Genomic DNA, 12,053 nt, shown 5'->3' on the forward strand with positions numbered 1-12,053 from the left:
CATAATGCAGAGCGAACCTCTTCTGCAATTAACCTAAAGGAACTTTCAACCGTGTTTAATGTGTTACCTGCACTTGCCCCCGACCCTATTTTAGGCCTTTCTGCCGCGTTTCGAGAAGACACCAACCCAAACAAAATTGATCTGGGCGTAGGTGTATATAAAGACGAGCAAGGTAATACTCCGATCATGGATGCGGTGGCGAAAGCACAGCACAAATTGCTTGATGAAGAGACATCAAAAACCTATATAACGCCACAGGGCGTGCAGGGTTATATCGACAATATGCTCAACATGATCCTCGGCAATGACAGCCCCGCCCTGTTGGCCAATCGTGTGGCAGCGGTTCAGGCTCCTGGTGGATGTGGTGCATTGCGGGTGCTTGCTGAACTTATTAAACGCTGTGGTGGCGACACTAAAGTTTGGGTAAGCGATCCCACTTGGGCAAACCATATCCCACTAATTGGTGATGCTGGTTTGACATTGGAAACCTACCCGTATTTTGATAAAGAAACCGCCAGTATTCGGTTCGATGCCATGATGGAAACTCTACGCACAATTAATAAAGGCGACGTAGTATTGTTACATGGCTGCTGCCATAACCCCACAGGCGCAGATCTTACGCCTGCACAATGGGATGAAGTATTGGAAGTAGCAAAAGAAAGAGAATTTGTGCCCTTTGTTGACTTGGCCTACTTGGGTTTTGGTGACGGCTTAACAGAAGACGCCTACGGTCTGCGATTACTAGCTAATAATTTGCCCGAGGTGATTATTGCAGCGTCGTGCAGTAAGAATTTTGGTCTGTATCGCGAACGCGTGGGCCTCGCAGCAGTCGTGACACAAGATGCTGCCCAAAAAGCTATCGTTCAGTCTCAAATTCAGTCTGTTGCTCGCGGCATCTACTCTATGCCACCAAGCTACGGTGGTGCCTTGGTAAATATTATCCTTTCTGACGATACGCTTCGTCAGAACTGGCAAAATGAAGTGGAAGCCATGCGCGTTCGCATGCAAGAATTGCGAAGCCTTCTGGTCAAACACCTTCACGAACAAGGCGCAACCAGAGATTTTAGTTTCGTAGAAAAACAAAAAGGCATGTTTTCTTACCTCTGCATAACGCCAGAACAGGTAAGAGAAGTTCGCAGCAAAAACAGCGTGTATTTTGTGGATTCGAGCCGAGTAAATATCGCTGGAATCAATAAAAGTAATGTTGAAACGCTTGCCAAAGCGTTAGTGTCTGTCTTGTAAGCACAGAGTGTTAATAAAAAAGACAGGGCAATACGTCCTGTCTTTTCCCAGTATGTACCCTACCCCTTTAGAATCTATCATCTGACCAACGATCCGTAATCATGTCGTAGTTTTTTCCTGTTTGTACAGGGTCCATAGTGATTGCCAAATGCTAACTTAAAGGGTGCGAATGTTCGACGAAAATGGCACCGCCAATACTACAGGTAATCTGCTTCTTGATATTTTTCATAACCCGCATGTGTTAACGCCTTGAGTTCTTGAAAGAGTTTTTCATCTGTTGCTTTAAAATTAAAGCATGATTTGCCCTGCATGCGCTTTTTAAGTTCTGGCGATATACCTTCCAATAATTCTGGAAACACGTAAACAGGCATAAGATGAAAGCTCACATAACGCTTGTTAATTTTGACTGAGCCAAAATACATTGGCTTCTTGTTTTTCATGACATGATGAGTGTTTAAATAAAAATTTTCGGTGTTGTCAGTGGCCACTACCATGCCGTTTTTATAAGGGAACAAAATTTCTCTAAGGTGATGAAATATTTCTTCTGGATTATCCAATTTTTTAAACCCTCTAAGGCTTAACAATGGTGAAGTCACCTAACGCCCGCTTAAGGGGATGATAATATTCGGAATAACGCCTAATCAATGGCCCGATAATTAAACAAAAAAATGGGCGAGTGAAAAACTCGCCCTTGCACGTTACTATGCCAACATACCACCGTCCAGCACCATGCTTTGACCAGTAACAAATGTCGATTCATCACTGCATAACCAAGCGATTGCACCAGCCACTTCGTCAACGGTACCCAGTCGTTTCATGGGGTTAGCACCAATGATCCCTCTTTGTTGTTTCTCTGGTAGATGTTTCAGCACCCCTTGCACCATAGGGGTATCAATGAATGAGGGACAAACTGCATTCACTCGGATATTTGCGCGAGCATATTCCACGGCAGCAGATTTGGTCAATCCCACTACAGCGTGCTTGGTTGCACTGTACGCAGACACAGACGGTGCAGACCTCAGCCCCGCTACAGAGGCGACATTAATGATATGCCCACCACTGTTTTGTAACATATGGCCAATTGCATTTTTCATGCTAAACCACACGCCGTTTAAATTAACCGCGATGTTTTTCATGTAAGCCTGGTCGTCAACTTCATGCATCGGTGCAGGAATATGATCTACCCCAGCGTTGTTGATCACTACGTTAATCACGCCAGCCTTACTGACAGCAGATTGATACATTTGTTCGACCTGCGCTTTGTCACTCACATCAACTGTAAGACTGTACGCATCATGGCCATCAGCGCTAATCTGCGCGACAACTTTGTCTGCATTCTCAGTATTGATATCTGCCACGCCGACCGTCGCGCCCCTTGCAGCCAAAAGCTTTGCCGCAGCCTCGCCAATACCAGACCCACCGCCGGTTATCAGTATGTGCTTTTTATCTACATTTGCCGCTGTCATGCTACTCTCCTACTTTCAATACCAGTTTGCCTTTATTGCCACCGTTGAACAGCATTAATAGTGTTTCGGGGAAATGCTCTATGCCTTCAACCACGTGTTCTTTTGCTTTTAATTTACCCTCATGGATCCAACCAGCCATTTCTTTCGCTGCCTGACCATAATGCTTAGCATTATCAAAAACGACGATCCCTTCCATGCGAGCACGATTCACCAGAAGTGACAAATAATTTGAAGGTCCCTTGACCGCTGTGGTGTTGTTGTACTGACTGATAGCCCCGCATATTACAATACGGGCATGAAGGTTAATTTGGGTTAACACCTGATCAAGTATGTCGCCACCAACATTGTCAAAATACACGTCAATGCCGCCTGGGCAGGCTGTTTTCAGTGCCTTCACAACGTTTTCTGACTTATAGTCGATGGCGGAGTCAAAGCCTAGCTCCTTGATTAAGTAATCGCACTTTTCCTGGCCACCCGCAATGCCAACCACTCTGCAACCTTTGATCTTGGCGATTTGCCCCACTACACCGCCAACTGCACCGGCAGCGCCAGACACGACAACCGTTTCACCCGCTTTTGGTTGCCCGGTATTTAGCAAACCAAAATACCCTGTCATACCAGGCATCCCTAGAACACCAAGGTAACGGGGAAGAGGAGCAATATTTGGATCGACTTTGTGCAGTCCCGCTGGCTTAACAGCCGCATAGGTTTGCACGCCCAAATGCCCGTATACATAGTCACCAACTGCAAAGTCGTTACATTTTGATTCTGTAACCAGTCCAACCGTACCCGCACGCATAACATCACCAATGGCAACAGGTTCGATATATGATTTTGCGTCATTCATCCAACCACGCATTGCAGGGTCCAGTGAAATGTACTCGATCTTTACAACTAACTCGCCCTCTTTGGCTGAAGGAATATCGGTTTCTACAAACTGCCAGTTGTCTTTTGTTGGCTCGCCAACCGGCCTTGAAGCAAGACGCCATTGTTTATTCATTATTCTTTTCCCCTTGTTGTTTAAAACATTCTTGCATATTACCTCTTCGCTGATGATTGGCATTCCTGCCTTATAATGTGGCAAACTAGCCACACATAAGACCAGTGGTAAGCATCAGTGTCACCTTTCAATATCACCATTTTAGGCACAAACGGCATGCTGTCCTCAGCAATAACCGGGGCTATAGACCTTTTTTCCTTGGCGGGTATCACATGGCATCACATTCACCATACCCAGCCGCAACAGATATTTGATGTATCTTTATGTTCTGTCGACAAGGCTCCCTTTAAATGCATTAATGGAATACAACTGCTACCGCATAAAGATATTGCTTCGGTGGTCACCGCCGACCTTGTCTTGGTGCCCACTATTGGTGGAGATTTAACGCTGGTAACAGAAAATAATCAGGCACTGCTAACACACCTGCGCCGGCTCTACGATACAGGTTGCAAAATTGCCAGTAACTGCACAGGCGCATTTCTTCTTGCCGAAGCAGGTCTATTAGATGGCAAAGTAGCGACCACCCATTGGGGCTACGAGACCCCATTTAAACAACGTTACCCACAGGTTCAGCTGGACATAAGCCGCTTGGTAACCCATCAAGATGGCGTATATTGCTCTGGAGGCGGTGTAGCCTGGTTAGATTTAGTGCTGCTATTGATTGCTGAGTTTTGTGGTGAGCAAGTAGCAGAAGAAACCGCGAAAGCCCATGTACTGGATCACGCCAGAACCAGTCAGCGAGCTTACACCTCCATACAACAGAAGACATTGCACGGCGATATGGCAATAGCCAAAGTACAACATTATATACTCACCCACTACACAGAGAATGTAGACATAGCAGTATTGGCTGATATTGCCAACATGTCGCCAAGAACCTTTTCGAGACGATTTAAAGCAGCGTGTGAAATGACACCACAGCAGTATGTTCAATCGGTCAGGATCGAGCACGCAAGAAAACAACTCGACATTACGGCCAAACCCATAGAGCAGATTGTCCATGATGTAGGTTATTCGGATGTGAGTTCTTTTATTCAACTGTTCAAACGTTGGGTAGGTCAATCACCCCACCAGTATCGTATGCGAAAAACAAGGGGTTAACGATATTACACAAGTGAATATTTATCGCTCAGATGTCACGTTTCAAGTAGATGCAAAGCCAATAATGATCTACTATTTATAGCGCTGAAAACACACACAAATACTTGAGATCACAATGATAAACAGAAAGAAAACAACGCTAGCCGTTAGCATAGCGTCTGCAATGCTACTCAATCAGGCCGTTGCACAGGAAGAGCAACAACAGGACTCTGACGGCGGATTGGAGCTGATTACAGTTACCGCACAAAAGCGTGTTCAAACCATCAAGGATGTGCCTGCAACAGTTGTTGCCTTGCCGCCTGAAAATATCAACGACCTTTTAGGTGCAGGCGAAAACATTCGAGCACTAGCAGGTCGCGTGCCCGGATTACAAATAGAATCGTCTAATGGTCGCCAGTCACCTCGTTTTTACATTAGAGGTCTGGGTAACACCGATTTTGACGTGAATGCTAGTCAGCCGGTGTCGATGGTACTGGACGAGGTGGCCTTGGAAAACGTAGTTCTTCGTAGTGTTCCTTTGTTTGATATTGGAAGAGTAGAAGTAATAAACGGGCCACAAGGGACATTATTCGGCAGAAATACACCGGCAGGTATTGTAAAAATTGATACACAAGCGCCAGAGTTTGGTGTGGACACTGGCTATATCCGCGGTGGTTTTGGTTCACGAGAAACCGCATTTGTTGAAGGCGCATACAATACTGAAATTAATGAAAACTGGGCAACAAGAGCATCTTTGAAGTACCAAGAACGTCAGCCTTGGGTTAACAATCCAGTTCGAGGAACAGAGGTTGGAGGCTATGAAGAGCTAGCGTTTCGGCTTCAATTTTTATATGAAGGCGATGACACCAGTGCTCTATTGAAGCTGCATGGTTTTGACCAAGACGGTGACATGCCACAAATATTCTATGGTAATGCTCTAGAAAAAGGCAAAGAGGGATTAAGAGAAGGCTTTGACCCTGAGACCGTTTATCATAATCAACCCTCTGGCTTTAATATGGAGCATATAGGTGTTAGCTTGAAGGTTGAGCATGACTTCGATGCCTTAAATTTTGTCTCTGTTACAGGATATGACTCTGTCGAAAGCTTTAGCTTTGCTGATATAGATGGTGCGCAACCAGTTGGGAGTAATGATTGTACCTTCGATAGATTTGTTGCTCAGGAATTGGGATGTTTCTTATTTGATAACGGTTCTGGAGATGGTTTGTCTGACCACTATCAATTTACCCAAGAATTCAGAGTCTTTAATCAAATTGACCAGCTGTTTTATCAAGCTGGTTTGTACTATTTTGTTGAAGACTACACCGTTGACAACAATGTCTTAGATGCTGACGGTGCTACCCTTGAGTTTTATCAGGTAGACCAAAAGACTACCTCTTACTCTGTCTTCGGGCAAATCGAATACCAGCATACAGACAAGCTAACCACAACTTATGGGTTGCGTTATACAGACGACGATAAAGAACTAGTTATCAACAGAGTCACAGCAGGAGACCCTTTAGAATACTACAGTAAAGGTGACTCATATTTGAATTGGGACTTCGCAGTTAGATATGAGCTTACAGACGACACGACCACATTCTTTCGTGCCGGAAATGCTTCACGTGGGCCCGTGACTATTGGCAGGTTTGGTTTTTATAGCGAGGCTGAAACTGAGACACTTACTTCTTTCGAGGTGGGAATTAAAACGTCACTTTGGGATGACAATGCACGCTTAAACGTTACTGCATATCAGTATGATATTGATGACCAGCAGCTTACCGCAACGGGTGGAGAAGCTAATACTAATTCTTTATTGAATGCAGACAACACTACTGGTCGCGGTATAGAGATGGACTTCGAAACAATCTTAAACGACAACTGGCGACTCAACTTTAACCTTGGTTACAACAAAACAGAGATTGAAGCAGAAGACCTCAAAGCTGAAAGATGTGCCGCACAAGCAGTTACTGAGATTGCTATCTGTACTAATTTAGATCCAGTAGTTGAAACAGTCGATGGTTTTTTTGGTCCAGTGACAACTGTAAGGATAAATGGTAACCAACTTCCCCGTGCTCCTAAATGGATAGCAAATATTATTCTCAATTATGAGCAGCCATTTGGTGAGGGTTATTTATACGCTAATACCGACTGGAACTATAGAAACGCATCGCCAACAACCTTGTATGAATCTGTTGAGTTTGTAGCTGAAGCACGCTGGCTAGGCGGCCTTCGTCTAGGTTACAAAACTGATGATGGGTTCGATGTGGCCTTGGTTGGTAGGAACATCACAGATGAAATCGTTGTTGACGGTGGCGTAGACTTCCTTAACTTAACTGCGTTTATTAATGAACCTCGCTTCTGGGGTATCGAAATGGGTTATAAGTTCTAAGAACCCGGAAAATAGTGTAAAAGCGTCGCACATTGCGGCGCTTTTTTATGCCGCCAGTTTATACTCATCATCTTTGTAGTCTTTTAATGACTTGGCAAGCAAGCGTTTAATTTTATCACACGCCTTTACTCCTCTGTGATCACGGGGATAGTAGACCTGCTCAATAATGTCTTTGTTACTGTTAACCAAAAAAGCTGCCAGCTTTTGTTTCTTGTCGGGTAAAGAAACCGTAAAACACCACAATGCTTCGCCTCCATTAAGGCGTTCAATTTCTCTGTAAAAACAAAACGGCAACCCGCATGTAGCCGCATCAGACTGAACATATTGCTTACGACAGATAAAAGGCGTGTTCTGGGAATACGCATTCACGCCGTATTTGCTAATTAACTTGTCTACATGTTTAAGACCTGTCATGGCTACACCTCGAATACTGTTTATATATACAGTATAGGCATATTTGATTATATTTCAAGCAAAAAAATAGCCGCTTATTTAGCGGCTACGTTGGCAGAAAAGTCTCTTGAATCGTCATTGTCAGGGGTTCGCTTACGGAACATACCCTTCACATCGTCGAGAATGAGATAAAGAGAAGGCACCAGCAAGAGTGTGATCACGGTAGCAAACAAAATACCAAATGCCAGTGATATCGCCATAGGAATGACGATTTGAGCCTGAAGACTGCGCTCCAGAACGATTGGCATTAATCCCATAAACGTAGTCAGTGACGTCAGTATAATGGCCCTAAACCTTTGTGTGCCTGCACTGATGGCTGCGTCCACAAGACGCATGCCTTCTTTGCGTGCGCGGTTCACAAAATCAACCATGATAAGACTGTCGTTTACCACTACCCCACTCAACGCAATGATGCCACATATTGATAATACACTTACCGCTTTACCTAACAACAGATGTCCGACAATGGCACCAACAATACCAAAAGGGATCACTGACATAATAATGAGTGGCTGCGAATATGATTTGAGTGGAATGGCCAACAACGCATAAATGGCGAACATGGCGAACAACATGCCAAGCGCTAGCGATGTGAGTGCCTCAGCCTGCTCTCTGGAGTTTCCTTGAAGTTGGAAGTCCACTTCTGGATAACGCTCAAGTAGATCAGGGATAGTATTGCTAACAACATCCCCAGTCACTTCACCTGGATCGATTCTGTTTTTGTCTACTTTGGCTGTGACTGTCACTGAACGTTGGCCGTCGACCCTGATGATAGAATCAAACCCCTTCCCTAATGACATAATGCCCACTTCTTCAAATGGCACATCGTCGCCATTTGGGGCGCGAACACGCATATTCTCTAAGTGTCCAATAGAATTACGCTCCTCAAGCGGGTATCGCACCATGACTTTAACTTCTTCGTCATCTCTTTGAACGCGCTGTACTTCAGCCCCATAGAACCCAAAGCGAACCTGCTGGCCTAATTGCTGAAGCGTAATGCCAAGGGCTTCCGCCTGTGGTGTCAAATCGAGCTGTATTTCATCGCTGCCGCCGGAGAACGTGTCATTGATGTCAGACACGCCTGTGTAGCTATACAGCGCCTCTTTAAGGTCATTACTGATAGCTCTAAGTTCATCAATATCGTGAGAGGTAAATTCAAAACTCAGGTCTGCACCGCCTCCAGGTCCGCCAGGATTACCGATGCTCAGTGTTCTTACACCGGGTATTTCAACCATTTGCTCACGCCACAGCTCATGAATTTCAGAGTCACTCAGTTCACGGGTCTCACCCTTAGTTAGCTCAACAAACACAGACCCCGCCAAATCACCTTCATCGAACGCAATAGAGTGTTTGACCACACCACTACCCGAATCATTGGCGACCTTGTTATCCATTTTTTCCATCGAATCTAACAGCGCAATCATGGCTTTGTCGCGCTGCTTGGTAGACGATCCTGGTTCCATCTCAACGCTGGCAAACATAAAATCACTGGGGATATCGGGGAAGAAAACAAAGCGCACCAAGCCCCCACCGAATAGACCCACGGTAAGAATTAACATTGCGATAAAACTGGATAAGGTAATGTAACGATTCTCTACTGCTTTGCGTAAAAACGGGGCATATTTGTTATTGATAAATACCTTAATACCCTCACTGAAGAAATCTCTGAATTTCTGCAGACGATTGGCTTTAGCCGGGTCGTAAGGTTTAAGCTTCATATGCACTAAATGAGCAGGCAAAATCAACTTTGACTCCACCAGCGAAAATGCCAGACAAATAATGACAACCAGACCAATAGTTTTCCAAATCACCCCAAATGGACCTGACACCATCAGCATGGGGGTAAATGCGGCAATGGTTGTGAGTACGCCAAACGTGGCAGGCATAGCCACTTTCTTAACACCTTTAATGACATTTTCTGTGGTGTGGCCATTTTTATCTATCTCAGAATAAGCCGACTCCCCCATGATAATGGCATCATCTACCACTATACCCAGCACAAGGATAAAGGCGAAAAGACTGAGCAGGTTAATTGACACACCAAACATATCCAATGGCATAAACAATAGTGTTCCGAGGAAGCAAACCGGCAATCCAACAATCACCCAAAAGGCGAGTTTGATTTTCAGGAACAAGCTGAGCACCAGAAAGACCAACAATGCACCAACAGCCATGTTTTCCAGCATCATGTTCAATCTGTCAGCGAGATAAAAAGAGCTATCTCCCCATGTATCCGCATTAATATTGGCTGGGAAATTGGGTTTATTTTCAGCGATGTACCGATTGACCTCTTCTGAGATCTGTAAGGCATTTTGATCGCCAACTGACTGCACCCGGATACTTACGGCCGGTTTACCATCAAACACGGCAAATTGATTGTTCTCAACAAAGCCATCTTCGATACTTGCAACATCACCCAGCTTCACACGTGTGCCATCTTGTTGGGTGAGCAACACAATTTGTGAAAAATCCCATCCGGTATAGGCTTGCCCTATGGTGCGAAGCAATATATTGCCATTATCTGTCTTGATGGCACCACCAGGCAGATCCACTGATGCCTGACGAACAATACTGACCACTTCAGAAAAAGTGAGATTGTATTTCTGCAAGGTAACTTCACTTAGCTCAATACTGATTTCATACGCCCGGTCACCCAATACCTGCACAGCAGAGATGCCGGGCAAATTAGCAATTTCATCGCGCATAACCTTGGCGAACTCTTTAAGTTCACGCTCAGTGGCATCGCCATACACAGATATCCATATGACGTCTTGCTGAATTTTTTGCCGGTAGACAACAGGTTTTTCAGTATTTGCGGGAAAACTGGGAATAGCATCAACCTGCACTTTTACTTCATCAAGTACAGACTCTACATCATAGTCTTCTTCCACCTCGATGCTTACTGTCCCCATTCCCTCCACCGAAGTAGAGGTAATCTTTTTGATCCCTTCTATGTTTTCTACGGCTTCTTCAATCTTGAGGATAACCCCTTCTTCGACCTCCTGCGGTGCAGCACCAAGGTAAGGCACACGAACCTGCACGAGTTGTATATCAAAATTAGGGAAAATCTGCTTTTGAATGGTCAGTGCACCATAAAGCCCACCCACGATCAAAATCCACATAAGTAGGTTTGCCGCAACGCTATTGCGTGCAAACCAGGCAATTACCCCATTATGGGTATCAATTTGACTCATCAGTTAGCCTCCGCAGTATCTATTGCGCTTGCCTCTTCTGCCTGATCATTTTTTTGAGGTTCTTCGATTTCAGGTTCATCACCTGGCAATCGAACCTTCATACCATTATAGGGATTAGGCACGGCGCTGACGGCAACTTTTTCACCAGAGTTCAGGCCCTCACTGATGTATACCCGCTCTGCGTCTGTTCTGGCGACTTGTACAGGCTTGATAGCAATCTCTCTCTCATCGGAAACTGTTAATACTGTGTTGTCCAGTCTGAGCAGATTCCTTGGCAGAACAATGACATTCTCTGACCGCGTCCCGCTGATCACTGCTTCGACAAACTGACCAAATCTAAGCGGTGCGGCGTCATTGCCACTATTAATACGGTATGGGTCCTCCACTTCGACCACGGCATACATCACCCGGCTACCTGCGTCCATCACCCCTTCACTACGCACCAATCTGCCTGACCATACCCGCTCTCGACCGGCTACATCGGCTTTTAATTGAACTGGATTGTTTGACTCAACACCGGCACTTAAATCTAAAAAGGCCAGATCAGAATTTGCTAACGGTAAACGTACTTCGGCGACATCGGTCGAGTACACTTCACCAACAATTGAGCCCACTGGTAGAAACTGCCCCACATCAACGTCACGCTTAACCACTATGCCGTTATACGGTGCCCTTACCTCTGTGCGCGCGAGATTACGCATTGCTCTTTCATATTTAGCTTCTGCAGCCTTTACATTGGCTTGTTCTCTGGCGAGTTGAGGTTTACGCAAGCCTAGTGCAGGTGGCGTTGAATTATTGAGTGCCTTCCAGTCTTCTTCGGCCACTTTCCCCCTGGCTTTTTCTTCTTCCAATGAAGCACGGGCCTGCGCCAATTCGGCTTCTGCCAATTTAAGATCAGTTAAAAAGTCATCTTGTTCTAACGTTACCAGAATGTCGCCTTGTTTGAAAAAGCCACCCGCTTGGAAAACCGAAGACACACTCACAACTTTTCCACTCACTTGAGTACTAATACGGGTATGATTTTTTGGTTGCACATTACCTTGAGAAAACACCACAAATTCAACGGGTTCACGGAAAACCTCTTGTGCTTCAACAAGAAAAGCCTTTTCAACAACCTCTTCTTTCTCTGGCGGTTTGCGCATATTAATCATGACAAACGCCACGATCACGGCAATGATGATAATGGCAAACGGCAACGCAGACTTGACCATCGATGTTTTTTTCATTCC

The 12,053-nt window shown here is 45.1% G+C and carries 9 protein-coding genes; 3 read left to right on the forward strand and 6 right to left on the reverse strand.

The window, feature by feature from the left end; translation table 11 throughout:
- Positions 1–51 precede the first annotated feature (51 nt).
- The gene (locus DRW07_RS08220; RefSeq protein WP_124027392.1) at positions 52–1,242 is read left to right on the forward strand and encodes an amino acid aminotransferase; all 1,191 of its coding nucleotides are present in this window, start codon (positions 52–54) and stop codon (positions 1,240–1,242) included.
- Between the two features lie 197 nt (positions 1,243–1,439).
- On the opposite strand, the gene DRW07_RS08225 is transcribed toward DRW07_RS08220, so the two are convergent.
- The 3 genes from DRW07_RS08225 to DRW07_RS08235 form a co-directional block, all read right to left on the reverse strand.
- Positions 1,440–1,799, reverse strand: coding sequence for a hypothetical protein (locus tag DRW07_RS08225; protein ID WP_124027393.1), 360 nt, complete (start codon positions 1,797–1,799; stop codon positions 1,440–1,442).
- 144 nt (positions 1,800–1,943) lie between these two features.
- Positions 1,944–2,708: an SDR family NAD(P)-dependent oxidoreductase gene (locus DRW07_RS08230; RefSeq protein WP_124027394.1), complete on the reverse strand. Its 765-nt coding sequence runs from the start codon at positions 2,706–2,708 to the stop codon at positions 1,944–1,946.
- 1 nt (position 2,709) lies between these two features.
- A complete protein-coding gene (locus tag DRW07_RS08235; protein ID WP_124027588.1) occupies positions 2,710–3,711 on the reverse strand; it encodes an NADP-dependent oxidoreductase in 1,002 nt (333 codons plus the stop codon).
- A 114-nt stretch (positions 3,712–3,825) separates the two neighbouring features.
- Here DRW07_RS08235 and DRW07_RS08240 point away from each other — a divergent pair, with 114 nt between their 5' ends.
- Together DRW07_RS08240 and DRW07_RS08245 are read left to right on the forward strand one after the other, a co-directional pair.
- Complete coding sequence (locus DRW07_RS08240) at positions 3,826–4,809, forward strand: GlxA family transcriptional regulator (protein ID WP_240630543.1); 984 nt, start codon at positions 3,826–3,828, stop codon at positions 4,807–4,809.
- 115 nt (positions 4,810–4,924) lie between these two features.
- Complete coding sequence (locus tag DRW07_RS08245) at positions 4,925–7,177, forward strand: TonB-dependent receptor (protein ID WP_124027395.1); 2,253 nt, start codon at positions 4,925–4,927, stop codon at positions 7,175–7,177.
- A gap of 45 nt (positions 7,178–7,222) precedes the next feature.
- Here DRW07_RS08245 and DRW07_RS08250 read toward each other — a convergent pair whose 3' ends face one another.
- From DRW07_RS08250 to DRW07_RS08260, 3 genes are all read right to left on the reverse strand, one after another.
- Positions 7,223–7,591, reverse strand: a complete 369-nt coding sequence (locus tag DRW07_RS08250) for a hypothetical protein (protein WP_124027396.1) — start codon at positions 7,589–7,591, stop codon at positions 7,223–7,225.
- 74 nt (positions 7,592–7,665) lie between these two features.
- The gene (locus DRW07_RS08255; protein ID WP_124027397.1) at positions 7,666–10,824 is read right to left on the reverse strand and encodes an efflux RND transporter permease subunit; all 3,159 of its coding nucleotides are present in this window, start codon (positions 10,822–10,824) and stop codon (positions 7,666–7,668) included.
- The gene (locus tag DRW07_RS08260) at positions 10,824–12,050 is read right to left on the reverse strand and encodes an efflux RND transporter periplasmic adaptor subunit (RefSeq protein ID WP_124027398.1); all 1,227 of its coding nucleotides are present in this window, start codon (positions 12,048–12,050) and stop codon (positions 10,824–10,826) included. The genes DRW07_RS08255 and DRW07_RS08260 overlap by 1 nt, the downstream gene beginning before the upstream one ends.
- Positions 12,051–12,053 lie beyond the last annotated feature (3 nt).

The organism is Paralteromonas sediminis (assembly GCF_003820355.1).
GTDB classification, from domain to species: domain Bacteria; phylum Pseudomonadota; class Gammaproteobacteria; order Enterobacterales; family Alteromonadaceae; genus Alteromonas_F; species Alteromonas_F sediminis.

Excerpts from the sequence above, each read along its gene's own strand:
- DRW07_RS08250 (WP_124027396.1), bottom strand. The coding sequence starts at position 7,591 with ATGACAGGTCTTAAACATGTAGACAAGTTAATTAGCAAATACGGCGTG.
- DRW07_RS08260 (WP_124027398.1), bottom strand. The coding sequence starts at position 12,050 with ATGAAAAAAACATCGATGGTCAAGTCTGCGTTGCCGTTTGCCATTATC.
- DRW07_RS08255 (WP_124027397.1), bottom strand. The coding sequence starts at position 10,824 with ATGAGTCAAATTGATACCCATAATGGGGTAATTGCCTGGTTTGCACGC.
- DRW07_RS08230 (WP_124027394.1), bottom strand. The coding sequence starts at position 2,708 with ATGACAGCGGCAAATGTAGATAAAAAGCACATACTGATAACCGGCGGT.
- DRW07_RS08245 (WP_124027395.1), top strand. The coding sequence starts at position 4,925 with ATGATAAACAGAAAGAAAACAACGCTAGCCGTTAGCATAGCGTCTGCA.